The 15,886-nt window shown below is 67.8% G+C and carries 17 protein-coding genes and 1 pseudogene; 5 read left to right on the forward strand and 13 right to left on the reverse strand.

Going from position 1 to position 15,886, the window contains the following annotated elements; all coding sequences use genetic code 11:
• Nucleotides 1–207: 207 nt before the first annotated feature.
• The 3 genes and pseudogenes from OG568_RS52580 to OG568_RS52590 form a co-directional block, all read right to left on the reverse strand.
• A complete protein-coding gene (locus OG568_RS52580) occupies nucleotides 208–585 on the reverse strand; it encodes a peptidase inhibitor family I36 protein (protein ID WP_329537181.1) in 378 nt (125 codons plus the stop codon).
• A gap of 406 nt (nucleotides 586–991) precedes the next feature.
• Entirely contained in the window at nucleotides 992–1,669 is a 678-nt protein-coding gene (locus OG568_RS52585) for a hypothetical protein (protein WP_329537182.1), read from the reverse strand.
• Between the two features lie 545 nt (nucleotides 1,670–2,214).
• A pseudogene (locus OG568_RS52590) lies at nucleotides 2,215–2,957 on the reverse strand (IS6 family transposase).
• 358 nt (nucleotides 2,958–3,315) lie between these two features.
• On the opposite strand from OG568_RS52590, the gene OG568_RS52595 reads away from it, so the two are divergent.
• Together OG568_RS52595 and OG568_RS52600 are read left to right on the forward strand one after the other, a co-directional pair.
• On the forward strand, nucleotides 3,316–4,527 hold the full coding sequence (locus OG568_RS52595) for a HEAT repeat domain-containing protein (RefSeq protein WP_329537183.1): 1,212 nt from the start codon (nucleotides 3,316–3,318) through the stop codon (nucleotides 4,525–4,527).
• A 21-nt stretch (nucleotides 4,528–4,548) separates the two neighbouring features.
• A complete protein-coding gene (locus OG568_RS52600; RefSeq protein WP_329537184.1) occupies nucleotides 4,549–4,782 on the forward strand; it encodes a hypothetical protein in 234 nt (77 codons plus the stop codon).
• Between the two features lie 340 nt (nucleotides 4,783–5,122).
• Here OG568_RS52600 and OG568_RS52605 read toward each other — a convergent pair whose 3' ends face one another.
• The 6 genes from OG568_RS52605 to OG568_RS52625 all read right to left on the reverse strand — a co-directional run bounded on the left by OG568_RS52605 (nucleotide 5,123) and on the right by OG568_RS52625 (nucleotide 9,834).
• On the reverse strand, nucleotides 5,123–5,890 hold the full coding sequence (locus OG568_RS52605; protein ID WP_329537185.1) for a transposase: 768 nt from the start codon (nucleotides 5,888–5,890) through the stop codon (nucleotides 5,123–5,125).
• A 43-nt stretch (nucleotides 5,891–5,933) separates the two neighbouring features.
• Nucleotides 5,934–6,557, reverse strand: coding sequence for a hypothetical protein (locus OG568_RS52610; RefSeq protein ID WP_329537186.1), 624 nt, complete (start codon nucleotides 6,555–6,557; stop codon nucleotides 5,934–5,936).
• A 77-nt stretch (nucleotides 6,558–6,634) separates the two neighbouring features.
• Nucleotides 6,635–7,048: a hypothetical protein gene (locus OG568_RS52615; RefSeq protein WP_329537187.1), complete on the reverse strand. Its 414-nt coding sequence runs from the start codon at nucleotides 7,046–7,048 to the stop codon at nucleotides 6,635–6,637.
• A 455-nt stretch (nucleotides 7,049–7,503) separates the two neighbouring features.
• A complete protein-coding gene (locus tag OG568_RS52620) occupies nucleotides 7,504–8,292 on the reverse strand; it encodes a hypothetical protein (RefSeq protein ID WP_329537188.1) in 789 nt (262 codons plus the stop codon).
• Nucleotides 8,208–8,504: a DUF4158 domain-containing protein gene (locus OG568_RS61875; protein WP_443077932.1), complete on the reverse strand. Its 297-nt coding sequence runs from the start codon at nucleotides 8,502–8,504 to the stop codon at nucleotides 8,208–8,210. Before OG568_RS61875 ends, OG568_RS52620 begins: the two co-directional genes overlap by 85 nt.
• Nucleotides 8,505–8,946: 442 nt before the next feature.
• The gene (locus OG568_RS52625) at nucleotides 8,947–9,834 is read right to left on the reverse strand and encodes a helix-turn-helix transcriptional regulator (RefSeq protein ID WP_329537189.1); all 888 of its coding nucleotides are present in this window, start codon (nucleotides 9,832–9,834) and stop codon (nucleotides 8,947–8,949) included.
• 209 nt (nucleotides 9,835–10,043) lie between these two features.
• Between OG568_RS52625 and OG568_RS52630 the strand changes: the two genes are divergently transcribed.
• Both OG568_RS52630 and OG568_RS52635 read left to right on the forward strand, forming a co-directional pair.
• A complete protein-coding gene (locus OG568_RS52630) occupies nucleotides 10,044–10,946 on the forward strand; it encodes an alpha/beta hydrolase (RefSeq protein ID WP_329537190.1) in 903 nt (300 codons plus the stop codon).
• A gap of 94 nt (nucleotides 10,947–11,040) precedes the next feature.
• Complete coding sequence (locus tag OG568_RS52635) at nucleotides 11,041–11,838, forward strand: alpha/beta hydrolase (protein ID WP_329537191.1); 798 nt, start codon at nucleotides 11,041–11,043, stop codon at nucleotides 11,836–11,838.
• Nucleotides 11,839–12,161: 323 nt separating this feature from the next.
• Here the strand turns inward: OG568_RS52635 and OG568_RS52640 are convergent, their stop codons facing one another.
• A complete protein-coding gene (locus tag OG568_RS52640) occupies nucleotides 12,162–12,911 on the reverse strand; it encodes an SDR family NAD(P)-dependent oxidoreductase (RefSeq protein ID WP_329537192.1) in 750 nt (249 codons plus the stop codon).
• 77 nt (nucleotides 12,912–12,988) lie between these two features.
• Nucleotides 12,989–13,822, reverse strand: a complete 834-nt coding sequence (locus tag OG568_RS52645; RefSeq protein ID WP_329537193.1) for an SDR family NAD(P)-dependent oxidoreductase — start codon at nucleotides 13,820–13,822, stop codon at nucleotides 12,989–12,991.
• A 106-nt stretch (nucleotides 13,823–13,928) separates the two neighbouring features.
• Here OG568_RS52645 and OG568_RS52650 point away from each other — a divergent pair, with 106 nt between their 5' ends.
• The gene (locus tag OG568_RS52650; RefSeq protein ID WP_329537194.1) at nucleotides 13,929–14,600 is read left to right on the forward strand and encodes a TetR family transcriptional regulator; all 672 of its coding nucleotides are present in this window, start codon (nucleotides 13,929–13,931) and stop codon (nucleotides 14,598–14,600) included.
• Nucleotides 14,601–14,758: 158 nt separating this feature from the next.
• On the opposite strand, the gene OG568_RS52655 is transcribed toward OG568_RS52650, so the two are convergent.
• Both OG568_RS52655 and OG568_RS52660 read right to left on the reverse strand, forming a co-directional pair.
• Nucleotides 14,759–15,136, reverse strand: coding sequence for a hypothetical protein (locus OG568_RS52655; RefSeq protein WP_329537195.1), 378 nt, complete (start codon nucleotides 15,134–15,136; stop codon nucleotides 14,759–14,761).
• Between the two features lie 20 nt (nucleotides 15,137–15,156).
• Nucleotides 15,157–15,735: a hypothetical protein gene (locus OG568_RS52660; protein ID WP_329537196.1), complete on the reverse strand. Its 579-nt coding sequence runs from the start codon at nucleotides 15,733–15,735 to the stop codon at nucleotides 15,157–15,159.
• Nucleotides 15,736–15,886: the final 151 nt, after the last annotated feature.

Below are 15,886 nucleotides of genomic sequence, written 5' to 3' on the forward strand. Positions count from 1 at the left end.
GCACGCTGCAGCCGGTCCTCGGCAGCGCGGACGAGCTGCGGCAGGACGTGGTTGACCAGCGGCACCGACAGCAGAGCGGGCTCTCCGCCGTGCACAGCAACGCCGAGAGCCAACGGCTACGAACAAGCTGCGTCACCACCCGGCGAGCCCGCGGACACCGCGGTACCGCTCGATCGAGGACCCGGTTTCCCGGCACCTGCCCTACGGTCAGCAGGACTTCCAGGACGAGATTGCGTCGTTCATGTTCCAGTAGCTCACATCGTCGATGCGGTAACCCGGGGGGAGCGTGATGGAGCTTCCCTGGAAATTGTTGTCCGTGTAGAAGCACACGTTGCGGGTGCTGTAGTTGTAGAGGGACGAAATCGAATCCTGCCATGTGTGGTTGCCGTAGGTATTCACCGGGTCCTTCACGTAGAAATTGTCAGACACGGCAGTGAAGTCTGAACACCTCCCGGCGTTGATGTCCAGACACAGCCTGAGATACCCGGTGGCGGCGTCGGCGGAGCCTCCCACGCCGAGGGTCGTCGTCAGGGCAGCGGCGGTCACGCCGAGCGCAACCGCGGTGCGGCCGAGGGCAAGCTTCACGTGTTTCTCCTAATAGGCAGAACCGGTAGGGCTGGTACAGGGATCAACGGACCTGCTGTTCCAGGTGTGTGAGAGTACGTCAGATCACACGGTGCGTGTTGAGTGTATGCGACAGGTGAAACTGTGATCAGGTGCTCATTGTCACTTCCACGTGGATCTCACAACAAGATCGAGTCTTTTTCTGTCAGATGATTCACATATGCCCGTTTGACTAAAACAAACGGTGCATCCGCGTCGCTACGTTTTTGGACACACCGTGTGGAGAAACGGCCATCCTCGGCCTCTCCGTCGACCTCGATCCTCAAGGCATGATCCAGGCGTGATGCGTGCTCGGATCTTGGACGGGGGCGGGGTGAACGACGAAGGGCGCGACCGTCCATGATCACGTTGATTCCACTCGGCATGATCATGAAGGCGGCGCCCGCATGCCATCCTGCCCGACCCTGCCCACCTTCCGTCGACTCGCCGAGCACCTCGCCCTCGTCGGTGAGGAGTTGTGCACGCCGGAACGACTCCCGTAGCTGCTGGACGCGGTCCGGGCGGTGCCCGACCCCGCGCGCACACGCCGCACCTGGTCACGCACGCCTGGCCGATGCTGCTCGGTATGGTCGCCTGCGCCACGCTGTGCGGGGTGCGCTCGGTGCGCGGCGTGATCCGCTGGGCGAGTGGCCGAGGCGTCGGCATCCCGGCTTCCCTCGAGGTCCCCGATGGCGACCCCGGCCAGCTGCCGGTGGCCACCACCCGCACCCGCACGCTCACCCAGGCTGACGCCGATGCGCTCGGTGCCGCCGTCGGCGCGTTCGTGCAGGCCTACACGTCCGACCCGCTCGCGGGCATCGCCGGTGATCTGCCCGTGCTGCGGCTTGCGGCGGACGGCAAGACCGTCCGCGGCGCCCGCGACAGCAAGGGCCTGCAATTGCATCTGCTCGGCGTCTACCAGGTCGACCCCGGCGTGATGCTCGCTCAGCGCGAGATGCACCACAAGCCGCACGAGACCCTCCACTTCACCACCGCCCTGGACCTGATCGCCGACATCACCGGCGCGATCGTCACCGCCGACGCCCTGCACACAGTCGCCGGCCACGCCCGCTACCTCCACCGCCGCGGCGCCTTCGGCCTCTTCCCCGTCAAGGAGAACCGCCGCCCCCGCCCAAGCCGCCGATCCGGCTGCCCTCGCCCGCTGCGTACGCAGCCAATGGGCCATCGAGGCCCAGCACTTCGTCAGAGATGTAATCTTCGGCGAAGACGCCTGCCGGGCCCGCACCGGCAGCCTGCCCCGAGCTCTCGCCACCTTCCGCAGCCAGGCGATCAGCGTCGCCCACCTCGCCGGATGGACCAACAACGCCGCCGCCCACGACCAGTACCGCAACCACCCCGCCGACGCCCTACGCGAACTCGGTCTCACAGAATGAGCACGCATCACGCCGGCCACCCTGACCGACCTGGTACACGAGAACGCCGGCGACGGCTTCCGCCACCCAATCAGGAAACCGCAAGGCGGCGAACTCGCCACCGGGGCAGCAGACGTTCAAAAAAGGTGATCCGTGGCATCGGTGCTGTCACGTTGTTGGGCGCGTGGCTGTCTGACGGTGCGTCGGGGCATGGTCGGGCCCGGTTCGGGGCCTGTGCTCAGATCGTGGTGGCCAGGCCGACGACACCGGTGATCTGTTCCCAGATCGCGAAGCGGATGGTTATCTCGGCTCGGTAGTTGTGTGCGGCCATCTGGTGGCGGCGGGGCCGGAAGTGGGGTGAGATGCCGCTGAAGGCGGACAGAAACCTCTGCGCCCCACCGACGGAACGAAACCCCTTCATCGCGCGTTCGCGCTGCCTCGTCGGCTGGTGGCTGTTCTCCGCCCGATTGTTCAGGTATTTCGGCTGCCGGTGCTCGACGCAGGGCATGACCTCGCGGTGGGCGGCGCCGTGGAGGCCTGTCGGTGACGACCACCCGTGGCACCGCGCCCGTCTCCTTCATCAGGTGACGGAAGAAGCGCCTGGCTGTGGCCTTGTCGCGCCGGTTCTGCACAAGGACGTCGAGCACGTTGCCGTCCTGGTCGACGGCCCGCCACAGGTACTTCTGCTTGCCGTTGACCTTGATGAAGACTTCGTCCAGGTGCTCCTTGTCGCCGGGCCGGGGCTGTCGGCGGCGCAGTGCGTTCGCGTACTGCTGGCCGAACTTCACGCACCAGCGGCGGACCGTCTCGTAGCAGACGGTCACACCGCGCTCGAGCATCAGCTCCTCCACCTCACGGAAGCTGAGCGGAAAGCGGTGATACAGCCACACACCGTGGGATGCCCTCGACCGGGTACCGGTGTCCCTTGTACGACGGCGATACGTTCCCCGTGGGCCATCCCCCTCCAGCATGATCAACCAGAAGATCACCCCACCCTGTCAGCCAACGTGACAGTGCCGTCACTACACTTAGTACTCCTACTCCAGCCGCACTTCGTGATCAGGTGATGGTCCAGGTTTCTCCCCTCCGGCGGGGCGGGGCCAGGAACCGGTCATTCCTCGTCGGTGGCGTCTGGGTCACGCAGCGGACGCAGGCCGTCGGGCAGGTTGGGGAGCTGGAAGGAGTGCCGGCCGAGCATCGCTCCGTCAGCCGTTCACCTGGGCCGACATCGGCTCAATTCACGAGCTGACGCACGTGTGTTCCTCGACCCCGGGTCGCGGGTGATCGCATGACCACTCGAATCGCAGGACGGAATCCTGGTATGCCAGGATCTGCTGCTGTGACGGATGACGACCCTCTCACCGGCCTGGACGATGTGCCCTGGGCCCAGCTGCAGCACTCCTACGGCATGGCCGACGACGTCCCCGGACACCTCCGGGCGATGCAGGCGGGGGTCTGGGAGGGCCGGTACCCGCCGAGTGCACAGCTCGCGAACCATATCGTGCACCAGGGCACGCGATCGCAGGCTGCGGTGTACACCGTTCCGTTCCTTGTGCGGATGGCACTCGACCCGAGATTGGTCAACAGGCATCGGTTCGTCGGTCTGCTGGTCGCCATCGCGATCGGGCTGGACAACAACTATCTGCCGAACGGCTATGACCCTGGGGAAGACCGCGCCTCCCTGGCGGATATACGCGGCGAAGCCGGCGACTGGGCTCAGTGGATCGACGAAGCGGCGGACGATGAGCAGCGCAAACAGCGCGAGGGGAGCTGCGCGCAAGTGCTCATTGACGCCGAAGCGGTGGTGCGTTCGTATGACGCCGTCCGCGAAGCACTTCCCGCACTCGCCGTCCTGCTGACCTCGGACAGCCCTGAACTGCGGGCCAAGACGGCAAACTTGCTGGCGTGGTTCCCCAAGTCCGCGGCGACGTCGATTCCGCTCTTGAAGGCTTTCATCGCCGATGAAGACTCGCCCGGCGCGGCGGCGACGGGAGTCGTCGCCCTCGGCCTGCTCGGCGAACCGGCGACCGTCCCCTTCATCCGGTGCTACCTGGACAGCCCGATCGTCGAGCTGCGTTGGGCCTCCGCCTTCGCATTGACGCGATTCGGCATCGCCGACCCGGCCGTCGTCGACGTGCTGACACAAGTCGTCGCCCGGCCGCCTGAGAAGACCGAGACCATGTCGTTCCTGAGCGGCTCCTACATGAGTCTCGCGGCGATGGCTCTGGCCGAAACATCCGAAGCCACGACGCTCCGGGCGGTCGATGCCATGCTGGTCGGCCTGGCTGACTGTAGGGGCGTCGAGGCGTTCGACGACAGGTACTACACGGCGGAGACGCTGTTCAGGCTGGTTTTCCCGGACGATCCTGCCGAACCGCCGCAGTCCTTCGGCGACCTGAGCGACGTGCAGCAGCGTGTCGTGCGCTTCGTCGCCGACCAGGACGAGGCTGGCTGGCCATCCGGTGGGATGGACGCTTTCCGTCGGTGGAAGGTGCCGACCAGGCACTCTGACCTGCGCGTCTACGCCGGGATTGTCCAGGCTGGCCAATAGGCCGGCGCCCGACGCGTCGCCATGCTCGCGCTGGCCTTCCTCGCCCGCCCCGCAGACCCAACCCGGGCCGCCCACAACCGCACCCCGATCGACCTGACGCTCTCCCAGATCCGCCGACTCATCGGCATGCTGCTCGTGCCGCCTACGCGGACCCTCACCACGCTGCTGCACTGGTCCACCTGGCGCAGGCACCACCCGGCCGCCGCCAGACGCAACCACTACCAGCGACGACTCACCACCGAGACCACCACCTGATCACGAAGTGCTGCTGAGTACTCGGGCCTGTCCGGCGGATCATGGTCGAAGCCACAGTCCGCGCTGCTGCTCATCGTAGGCGGCCCGCAGTCATGACCACCGGCGAGGAGCTGCCGACGTCACGCGCCGACGTCACGCGCCGACGTCGGCGCTGACCGTGACGTCCGAGCGCACGGGAGCACCGGCATTAAGGTGCCGGGGCTCCCGCGCAAGCCGTCCTAGCTAACCGCCCGCCAAAAAGAACAGTCGGGCCGTCATAGACGACCGGAGGCTAAGCGTTGTCCCGTAATCGATCTTCGAGTGGGTGTAAGCGTGGTCGGTCGAGGTCCGGCACGCCCGTTCATCCGGTGAGGGCGAGGTTGTGGAGGCGGGCAATGCCGTTCATGGCGTGGTGGACTCCGTCGCCCTTCAGGCGGCAGTCGCGGAGGATCTTCCAGGTCTTCATGCGGGCGAAGACGTGCTCGACGCGGGCACGGACCTGTCTGTGGGACGTGTTGTGGGCTTCCTTCCAGCCGGGCAGGTCTTCGTCCTTGCGCCGGCGGTGGGGCATGACGAGTCCGGTGCCGGGATAGCCGCCGTCTGCGATCGTTGTGGTCTTGCCGACGGCGGCTTTGGCGCCGGATTCCTCCCATGCCTTGCAGTCGTTGCGGTTTCCCGGCAGAGGCTGGCCGATCACGACGACAAGTCGGGTCTCGGCGTCGATGACGACCTGGTGGTTAGTGGAGTACCTGTAGTTCTTCGACTGCGCGGCGATGGCGTGGTCGCGGGTGGGCACCAGGGTTCCGTCCACGATGAGCACAGCGTCCTTCGCGAACCGTTTGCGTGGCTGGAGCGCGAGCATCGGACCGAGATGATCGATGATTCGGTGAGCGGCCGACTTCGAAATGCCGAATAGTGGGGCGATTTGTCGCATGGTCAAGTTCGTCCGCCAGTAGGCCGCGACCAACAGCGTCCGATCCTCCAGCGGAAGGCCCCACGGTCGGCCCTTGCAGACCGCGTCGGCGCCCCCACGGCGCAGCACGGTCACCAGCTTGCCGAACTGGCGCGGGTTCAGCCCGGTGAACGGGGCCATCCAGGAACGCTCTGCCGCCGCAAGCACACCAGCCATACCAAGATCGTTCCATGGAACGGTCGGGTGCTTGACCTGCGTCTTAGCTGCCGCTCAAAGGAGACTGCCACGTGGGATCGTGCCAGGATCTTCGCGCGAGGTGGGCAAGCAGGTGCTCCGCCGTGGTGGAGGCGGTGTGCTGCGGCGCGCCGACCGCGGTCAGGGCGGCGGCGAGCCTTGCCGGGGCTGCTTCGGCCAGGTCCAGGTCGGTAAGAAGGGGAAGGACCAGCAGGAGGCGGGCGGCTGTGTCCTGGACGCCTTCGGCCTTGGGGGACGGGTAGTCGGCGATGCGGACTAGTTCGTTCCACGTCAGCCCGATCCCCGAGAAATCTCCTTCCCAGCTGGCGATCTGCTGGGCGTAAGCCCTGTCTGGATCGGTGAGGAGGTAGTCGGTGCCATAGTCGCCGACCATGTTGCGGTAGATCACCACAGCTCCGGGACCCTCTTCGGCCGGCACCCGGAAAACCGGCCAGTGCTCGGGATCGAAGAGGACCTCGGACAGGGCATCGACATCGGCGCCGTCATCGCCGAACCACTCCGGAACCGGGCGCTCGGCACACGCCCCGTCACTGCACATCGCTAGCAGGTAGTTCGACCAGAAGCCCGGACGGGCCAGCAGCGATTCGCCCGCTACCAGCGGGCCGTCGTCGTATCCCTTGATCGGCATCCTTGGATCCTGTCACCAGCCACTGACATGGTCCGATTCGGGATTCGTATGGGCATCGCCCAGTTACGGGACAGGTCTTAGTAAGTGGGGTGGGCCCAGGGCGAGCAGGCGTCGCCACCGATTCCGTTGTCTCCGCAAACCCTGAATGCGGTGACGTCCTTGGGTAGATTCTTGGATGTCGAACCGTCGACAGGAGAAGTAAGCGTGTGCATCGTGGAATCGCCGTTCAGGTAGTAGTCGGCGTGAGCGGCACCCGCATTCGTGTAGACCCAGATCCAGCTTGTCACGCCGGTGCCCGTTTGGTTGTTGTTGACCTGGGCTTCGTATTGCCAGTAAGTGCCATTGATCTTGAGAGTGTAGGAGCAGACGGGGCCGGCGCAGTCGCTAGCCGTGGCCCCGGTCGTCGCCGAGGCGGGTATCGCAAGGCTTAGCCCTGCGACGGCCACACCGGTGGCGACGAAAGCTGCTCGGGTTATTGCCTTCAGTTTCATTCTCTTGCTCGCTCATCCCTGTGTGAACAACGCGTTTCGTCGGTCGCCAAGTCACAGCCGGGAACCACCAATAGGAAGGTGATCACGATCCGCCCGCTGTCGACTCTGGCTGCACTAGAGACAGTTGACCGTCCACCTTTGTGACACATCCCTGAATTCCATTTGTTTATACGGAACATTCATACGCCGGCCATCATCCGGCTACGCTCCCATGCGGCGGCGTGGCCGCAGGCCGCTGATTCGCAGGACCCAGGCGATGGAGAGGACTTGGACGCCGCCACCGCTGCGCTGGACAGTGCCTCGGAAAGCCGCCTCGGACGCCGGTTGGTAGGGGTGGTGGCAGGGGTGTGTGGCACGTGCTTGCCTGCCGCCATACCGGCTCAGCGGCACCACCATCGCGAGGCCCGGCCGATCTGCGCGGGCTGTGGCCGCCACCCAACCCGCACGGCCGCACCCTAACCACCACGCGGCGCCACGATGCTGAGCAGCCCGAGCGCCACACCAGCGGCGGCCATGCGCTCCCGCAGTCGCCACTGATAGCTGACCTGGCGTTTCATCACGCCCTTCTGACGGGTTTGAGCGCGGGCCCTGCCACTGGCCGAGCGGGGCATCAACTTGTCGCTTCGCTCTCCCATGTCCACCAGCCTGGTCACCGACAGGTCCTTGAGGGGCTTCTCCCCGCCGGCCGCCGGGTAGATCACGTCCCGCACCGAGCCCTCGGGGGCGCCGAGGGAGGCGGCGGCGATGCTCCCGAGCAGCCCGGACTTGCCGCGGACCTTGGTGAACTCGGCGACGAACACCTCGGTGACCTTCTTCTCTGCCCGCGCGTTGATGCGGTGGACGGTGGAGTTCAGCAGCTCAACCAGGATGTCGGTGATCTCCCGCTGGCGCTGGAACAGCAGCCCGGCGAGCAGGACGTGCCGTACGGGAGAGTCGAAGCACCGCAGGTGGCTGGGTGAGGACGCCGATGCGCGGGCCCGCCAGGCGTTGACGACCTGCACGTCGATCCCGGCGAACACCTTCTCCGGGACGCCGACCGCACGGACCTGCCCCAGCTTGGAGATCTCGTCCAGCAGTGAGTTGAGGCTGACGTTGCCCGGATGGGCCTTGATGTCCGAGAGGACCGACTCCACCTCGTCTTCGTTCTCGTGCCACCCGGTCAGATCCCCCAGCTCGCTGCGGTGCCGCTTCGCGGCGCGGGAGGTGAAGTCATACAAGCCCAGCTCGGACGCGGCGACGCCCACCTGTTGGCGACATGCTCGACCGCATCGGGCGGCAGCTCCAGACGCATCTTGGGAAAGCGTCCACGCCAGGTCAAAAACTTCAGCTGAACGGCGAAGCCCAACCTCGTGGCCCCGGTCTTGTTCCGTAACCAGCCCGCCTCGTCGCCGGACAGAGTCAAGTGGTCCACCACCCCGTCCAGACCCAGATCCCGCCTCACACCAGCCCCTTCCACACGCCCCCGTGATCAGCAGTCGGGCTGGACGGTAGAGGTGCCGGTGCACAGCGGAAGCAGATACCCGCGAAGCAGTCCGGCCGGGCGGGCGGACCTGGTAGGAGTACCGGTTTCTGCCGCAGTACGGCGTTCAGATCCCTGTCGGCGATCGCGTTCCCGGCCGGGGCCGACTCCTCGAAGCGGGCGAAGAATGTGTCCAGTGCCTCGGGTTCACGGTGAGTGCGTTGGTGTCCTCGCGCTGGTTGCGCTGCTCAAAGGCGTCGCAGGAGCGCATTCTTCTCGACGGGGAAGCACATGACCGGCTCCTGCGGGTGCGGCTCGCAGAGCTGGGATAACCGGGGCGAGACAGCTCCGACAGTTTTGGCTCGCCGAGATGAGCACGGTGCGACAGCGACGACGGTTGAGGCGTTCGCGGGGTGCTCGCAGGGCCCGGCCCGGTCGCTCAGGTCTCGTCGACGGTACGAACCGTCCGTCTCCGCTGCTGGTCGTGGGTGGCCGCCCAGGTCGCCAGCAGGCGCAGGCCGTCCTCGGAGGCGGTGCCGGGTTCGGCGCAGTAGGCGAGGAGGGTCAGGTCGTCGTCGGCGACGAGTGCCATGGCCTCGAAGGTGAGGTGGAGGGTGCCGATGGCGGGGTGGTGGAGGTGTTTGACGCCGGTGGTGTGGCGGCGTACGTCGTGGCGGGCCCAGCGGGTGCGGAAGTCCTCGCTGCGGGTGGACAGTTCGCCGATCAGGGCGGTCAGGTCCGGGTCGAAGGGGTTCCGGCCGGCGTGGGCGTGCAGAAGGGCCACGGCGTCGTCGGCGGCGTGGTCCCAGTTGTCCCAGAAGTCGTGGGAGCGGGCGTCGAGGTAGATGAACCGGGCGTGGTTGGGAGGCCGCGTCGTCGTGTCGTGGAGCGGTGCGAACAGGGCCCGGCCGAGTGCGTTGCTCGCCAGGACGTCCGTGCGGCCGTTGATGACGGCTGCCGGGGTGTCGGTCATCGTGTCGAGGAGGCGCTGGACATTGGGCCGCACGCCCTGCGGGGCCGCCGGTTTGCGACGTCGGCGCGGACTTGTTCCGGCGACGCGAGCCAGGTCGTGGAGGTGGGCCCGTTCGGCGTCATCCAGTCGCAGGGCGCGAGCGAGGGCGTCGAGGACGGTGTCGGAGACCCCGGTGAGGTTGCCCCGTTCCAGGCGGGCGTAGTACTCGACACTGACCCCGGCGAGCTGTGCGGCCTCGGCGCGGCGCAGTCCGGGCACCCGGCGGGCGCCGTAGCTGGGCAGCCCGGCCTGGTCGGGCGTGATCCTGGCCCGGCGGGAGGTCAGGAACTCACGGATCTCGTTGCGGTGGTCCATGCCTTCCAGGCTAGGCAGCCGCGGGGCCTGGTGGGGTGCCCTGGCATTACACCTTTCAACGGTGACTCCCTCGTTCGCCGACGCAGCGGTTGCGTGGTTGCCGGCCCGCTCATCGCATGGTTTCGGACCGGCTCTGCGGGCTCTCACCCAGATCAGGAGAGCGGCGTCTCACGGCCCCTCTCGTGGCCAGATCAGCGAAGGACATCAGCATGCAGAACGTCACCTTCACCAATGCAGGCGTCACCATGGCCGGGAACCTCCACCTCCCGGACGGCTTCTCCGAGGACCGGTCCTACCCCGCGATCGTGTCTGTCCACCCCGGTGGCGGCGTCAAGGAGCAGACGGCCGGACTCTACGCCGAAAAGCTCGCCCGCGAGGGCTTCGTTACCCTCGCCTTCGATGCCTCCCACCAGGGTGAGAGCGGCGGACAGCCCCGCCACCTCGAAGACCCCGCCTCCCGGGTCGAGGACGTGCGGGCGGCCGTGGACTACCTGTCCACGCTCAGCCACATCGACGCCGGCCGCATCGGTGTGCTGGGCATCTGCGCCGGCGCCGGCTACGCCGTCAACGCCACGATGACCGACCGCCGTATCAAGGCCGTCGGCACCGTCAGCCCGATCGATATCGGCGCCGCCTACCGCCTGGGCTGGGACGGGACCGAGCCCGTCGCCACGCAGCTCGCCACGCTCGACGCGGTGGCGCAGCAGCGGGCCGCCGAAGCCGCGGGCGCCGACGCCGCCATCGTGCCGTATGTGCCCGAGACGGTGGACGAGACCACGGTCCCCGACATGGCCGAGGCCCACGACTACTACCGCACGCCGCGGGCCCAGCACCCCCGCTCCGACAACCGCATGCTGTTCACCAGCATTGCGAACGTCTACGCCTTCGACGCGTTCCACCAGGTCGAAACGCTGCTGACCCAGCCGCTGCTCATGGTCGCCGGCAGCGAGGCCGGCTCCCTGTGGCAGGCCGAGCAGCTCCTGCCGCGCGTGAACAGCCCCAAGGAGCTGGCCATCGTCGACGGCGCCGGACACGTCTCCCTGTACGACATCCCCGAGTACGTCGACCAGGCAACCGCTGACCTGTCCCCGTTCTTCACGAAGTACCTCTGAATCTTCACGAAGTACCTCTGAATCCGGTTACCGCCGGGCGACCGGCGCCGAACACGCACCCCTGCTCTCCTCAAACGATGAAAGGGCGAAGGACATGAAGACGAACGTCACCTTTCCCAGCAGCGGCCTGAACCTGGCCGGGCACGTCTACACACCCGACGGCACCACCAGCGGTGATCGCCTCCCCGCCGTCGTCGTGGGGCACCCGGCCACCTCGGTGAAGGAGCAGGCCCCCGCCGTCTACGCGCTGAAGCTCGCCGCCGAGGGTTTCCTCGTGCTGACCTTCGACGCCGCCTACCAGGGCGAGAGCGAAGGCGCGCCGCACGGCCTGGAGAACCCCTGCCAGCGCGCCGAGGACTTCCGCAACGCCGTGTCCTACCTGACGACCCGCGACGACGTCGACCCCGAACGGATCGGCGTCCTGGGCATCTGCGCCTCCGGCGGCTACGTCCCCTACGCCGCACAGACCGACCACCGCATGAAGGCCGTGGCAACTGTCAGCGCGGTGGACTTCACCGGCTTCGTGCGCGACGGCGACCCGGCCGCCTTCGAGAAGCTGGTGGAGCAGGCCGGACACCTGCGCACCGAGGAGGCAGCCGGGAAGCCGGCGACCCTGATAGACGCACTGCCCAACGCGGTCGACGACACGACGCCACACCTCGTGCGGGAGTTCTTCGACTTCTACAAGACGCCGCGCGGCCGCCACCCGCGCGCCACCAACCGCTGGGTACTGCGCAGCATCGACCAGCTGGCCCAGTACGACTCCTACGTCGACGTCCACAAGATCGCCCCACGTCCACTGCTGATGATCGCCGGCACCAAGGCCGAGACCCTGCCCTTCAGCCAGAACGCAGTGGCCAAGGCCGGCGAAGTGGTAGACGGCTTGCTGTAGTTGACGTGACGGCGTGATGTCCTGAGTCTCGGCGCTGCGTGGCCCTGGACTACTGGCGGTTGCTTTCGGTGATCTGCTGGGCGATGTCCTGCGGGACTTCGGTGTGGGAGTCGAACCACATCGAGTAAGTCCCGCGGCCCTGCGTCAGAACTCTGAGGTGCGCGACTTGCGGCTGGCTGCCGAGACACTCTCGAACCGCGTCTGCGACGTCAGGCGCTGAGCAGGGGGCGGAGTCGGCCGCCTTGTGGGCGGGCCGGGACGATGCGGCCGGCTCCGGGCCGGAGAGAGCGGCACCGTCCCCGTCCCTGGGTCCGCCCGGGGTCTCAGACGAGGAAGCCGCCGTCCACCGCAAGGTGCGCCCCGGTGATGTAGGAGGCGTCGTCCGAGAGCAGGAAGGCGATCGCCGTCGCGACCTCGTGACCGGTGCCCACCCGGCGCATGGGGATCCCGCTGTCGGCGACCTTCTGTGCCTCCTCGGGATGGGCCGCGGTCATCTCGGTGGAGATCACACCGGGCTGGAGTTCGTTGACACGTATGCCCTGGGAGGCATACTCCTTGGCCGCCGTGCGGGTCAGGCCGCGGATCGCGTGCTTGGCGCTGGAGTAGTCGGGCGTGGGACCGCCGCGGTCGGCAAAGACACTGGAGACGTTGACGATCGCGCCGCCGCCGGCGGCCAGGATCGCGGGGATCTCGTACTTCATCCCGTGGAACAGGCCGGACAGGTTGACGCCCAGCACTCGGTTCCACTTCTCGGTGCTGAGTTCGTGCAGCGGCTCGAAGTAGCCGGACATTCCGGCGTTGTTGACGCCGTAGTGCAGGGCGCCGAACCGGTCGACGGTGCGGGAGACGGCCTGTTCGAGGTCGTCCGGCACGGCGACGTCGCCGGCCACCGCGAGCGCTTCACGGCCGGTGGCCGCACGGATCCGGGCGACCACCTCGTCGATCTTGTCCTTGCGGCGTCCGACGAGGGTCACGTCCGCCCCCCGCTCGGCGAGCAGGAGGGCCGTCGCCGCTCCGATGCCGCTGCCGGCGCCCGTGACGAGGGCGACCTTGCCTTCCAGTGCAGTGTTCATGATGCCTGTCTCCTAGCGTGTGCCGGGGCCGGGTCTCCGGTGCCCGGGAATGGCGGAACCGGGGCGCGGTGCGGCCCTCAGCCGGTGAAGTCGACGGAACGTCCGATCTCCGCCCACTTGGCGTCCCCGGCCGCCTGCTGCTCCGCGGCTTTGGCGATGTAGTCGACGGCGTGGCCGCCGAGCACCAGGTGCAGCGGGGGCTCGGGGTTGTCGGCGAGGTCCAGGAAGACACGGGCGACCTTCGCCGGGTCGATCGGCTCGGTGCCGGTCCAGCCGCGCAGGTGCTTGGCCTGAGCGCCGACCGTCGGCTCGTACGCGGGGTCGAAGGAGGGGATCTCCATCGAGGAACCGGCCCAGTCGGTGCGCATGCCGCCCGGCTCCGCGAGCGTGACGCGGATACCGAGGGGCGAGACTTCCTTGTGCAGGACGCCGGAGAACCCTTCGACCGCGTGCTTGGCGGCCTGGTAAGCGCCCAGGCCCGGAGCGGTCAGCCGGCCGCCGATCGAGGTGACCTGGATGAAGTAGCCGCTGTTCTGCTTGCGGAAGACGGGCAGCACCGCCTTGGTCACATGGACCGTGCCGTAGAAGCAGGCGTCGACCTGCGCACGGAAGGCATCGAGGGTGACCTCCTCGATCGGGGCTATGTCGGCGTAGCCCGCGTTGTTGACCACGATGTCGATACGCCCGAACGCCCGCACCGCGGTGTCGACCGCGGCCTGGGCCTGCGCCGGGTCGGTGACGTCCAGCTCGACCGCCAGCACCCGGTCGCCGTACCTGGCTGCCAGGTCGTCCAGCGCCTCGGTGCGACGGGCGGTGGCGACGACCCGGTGACCGGCGGCGAGCACCTCCTCCGCCACCGAGCGGCCCAGACCGCGCGAACTACCCGTGATGAACCAGACCTGCTCGCTCATGGATGTCTCCTCGTCCACGGTTGGCACTTTGCGCAACCTCGTTGCCTTAAGTTAACGCACTCGAGTTGCGCTAACAACGCAACCCGAGTGCGTTAAACTCGACTCCATGGACACGACAGAACCTCCCGCCTTCCAGCGAGCCCGCTCGCCCGAGCATCGGGAGCGTCGCGCCCGGGACCTGCTGCAGGCGGCCGCCGAACTCGCGCAGTCGGGCGGAACCCGAACGGTGACGCTGAAGGGGATCGCCCAGCGGGCCGGCGTGCACGCCTCAGCCGTTCGCGGGTATTTCGCCTCGCGCGAGGAGATCCTGCTGCGTCTGGCGACCGCGTCGTGGCAGGCGTGGTCGCGGGACCTGACCGAGCAGCTCAGCGAAGCCGGGCCGCTGGACGCAGACGGCCTCGCCCGCTCGATCGCCGCCTCCCTCGCGGAGCACTCGCTCTTCTGCGACCTCCTCGCCCATGCGGCCGTCTCCCTGGAGCGCGAGGTTCCGATCGACTGCCTGCACGAGTACAAGAGCGCCGCGATCCGGGCCGTCGACGAACTCGCCGACGCCTTCCACCGGGCACTGCCCGCCCTCTCGCGGGCGGACGGACGCGAGGTCGTGGCCGCCGCCACCGCGCTGGCTCCCGCCTTCTGGCAGTACGCGAACCCTGGGGAGACCCTGGAGCTCCTGTATGAGCGAGTGCCTCAACTGGCCTCGGCACGATGCGACTTCGAGCCCCGCATGACCGTGCTGCTGACCGCACTCATCAACGGCCTGACCGGTCCGCGAACCTGAGAGCACCCGGCGACCTCAATCGATCTTCCCGGGACCCGGGAGTGACGGTCGACGAACCGTACGAATGACACAAAACCTCCACCTCGCCACCGGCCCCGGGGCCGTAGCGGGTATCCGCCGTCATCGCCGCGCCCAGCGCACAGCGACCCTGGTTCGGCTCAGCGCCGGTTTTCAAGCCGTTGTCGCAGGGTGAGGTTGGCGGCGTACAGGTTCGCGGTGACGGTCGCGAGGACTTCGAGCCGGCCCTGGAGTTCACGTACTTGTGTGCGGGCCTGGGTCAGCTGCGTGCGCAGGCTGCGGATGGTGTCGTCGCGGGCCCGCTCGGCGGGGGTGCGCCTGACGGGGCGAGGGACGTGGGTGTTCCATTCGTCGAGGATCTCGGTGGCGCGGTGGACGGTGGCGTGGCTAAGACCGGCTTCGCGGGCGAGGTTTTCCTTGGCGAGGGCGCCGTCGGTGTGGCGGGGGCGGCCTTCGAGGAGGCGGTGCATGGCCGCACGGAGTTTTGCGTCGGTGGCGGCGGAGACGGCCAAGGTCACAGGTCCTGCACCTGCCGCCATCACGACGCCGACAGCAGCGGCCCGCCCCGGCCCGCGAACAGCCCCATCGGCTCCAGCCCCGCCTCGCCCTCCAGGACGGCGATCCTGCGCAGCCGTACCTCCATCGCCGCCGCCGTGAACGACCGCCGCTGCCCGTACAGCCGTCCCGACACCCGCATCCGCCGTTCATCCACGTCGTCCACCACGAACAGCTCCGCCCGGCGCCGCCACAGGGCCCGCCGACTGCGTACGACCAGCGCCGCACGCTCCGTACGCCGGTACAGCTCCACCGAGCGCAGCACCGGCTGCTGCACCATCACCACCCTCGGTAGACCGAACTTCGCGATCGCCCCCAACGCCACCGGCGCCGCAGAGCCACCCTGAACCGGCCTGGGCACCTCGATGTCCAGCAGGCAGCCGAACTCCCGCAACCGCGTCCCCGTCGTCCCCGCAAGCTCGGCCGCGACCATGCTCCGCAGCCGGTTCGCCCGACCGAACGTCGGATCCGGACCGCCGTCCGGCAGGTCGCCACCCAGCCCCACCTGGTGCAGCATCACCCACTGCGACCGCGACAAATGCCGCAAATCGACATTCGACACCGCCCCCCACGACAGAACATCCCGGCCGCTACGACGACGCAGGTACGGACGCTGCTCGATCAGACCGACCCCCACAGCCCAATCGTAGAAGCCGTTGAGCGCTGCCCGGTTACGCCGCCACGTCGCCGGCCCCACCGGTACTGGCGCCAGC

This window comes from Streptomyces sp. NBC_01450 (assembly GCF_036227505.1).
Taxonomy (GTDB): Bacteria; Actinomycetota; Actinomycetes; order Streptomycetales; family Streptomycetaceae; genus Streptomyces.

Bases quoted from the DNA above. Each gene is read 5' to 3' on its own strand.
- OG568_RS52600 (WP_329537184.1), top strand. From the start codon at position 4,549: ATGCTCGCGCTGGCCTTCCTCGCCCGCCCCGCAGACCCAACCCGGGCC.
- OG568_RS52605 (WP_329537185.1), bottom strand. From the start codon at position 5,890: ATGGCTGGTGTGCTTGCGGCGGCAGAGCGTTCCTGGATGGCCCCGTTC.
- OG568_RS52610 (WP_329537186.1), bottom strand. From the start codon at position 6,557: ATGCCGATCAAGGGATACGACGACGGCCCGCTGGTAGCGGGCGAATCG.
- OG568_RS52615 (WP_329537187.1), bottom strand. From the start codon at position 7,048: ATGAAACTGAAGGCAATAACCCGAGCAGCTTTCGTCGCCACCGGTGTG.
- OG568_RS52625 (WP_329537189.1), bottom strand. From the start codon at position 9,834: ATGGACCACCGCAACGAGATCCGTGAGTTCCTGACCTCCCGCCGGGCC.
- OG568_RS52630 (WP_329537190.1), top strand. From the start codon at position 10,044: ATGCAGAACGTCACCTTCACCAATGCAGGCGTCACCATGGCCGGGAAC.
- OG568_RS52635 (WP_329537191.1), top strand. From the start codon at position 11,041: ATGAAGACGAACGTCACCTTTCCCAGCAGCGGCCTGAACCTGGCCGGG.
- OG568_RS52640 (WP_329537192.1), bottom strand. From the start codon at position 12,911: ATGAACACTGCACTGGAAGGCAAGGTCGCCCTCGTCACGGGCGCCGGC.
- OG568_RS52645 (WP_329537193.1), bottom strand. From the start codon at position 13,822: ATGAGCGAGCAGGTCTGGTTCATCACGGGTAGTTCGCGCGGTCTGGGC.
- OG568_RS52650 (WP_329537194.1), top strand. From the start codon at position 13,929: ATGGACACGACAGAACCTCCCGCCTTCCAGCGAGCCCGCTCGCCCGAG.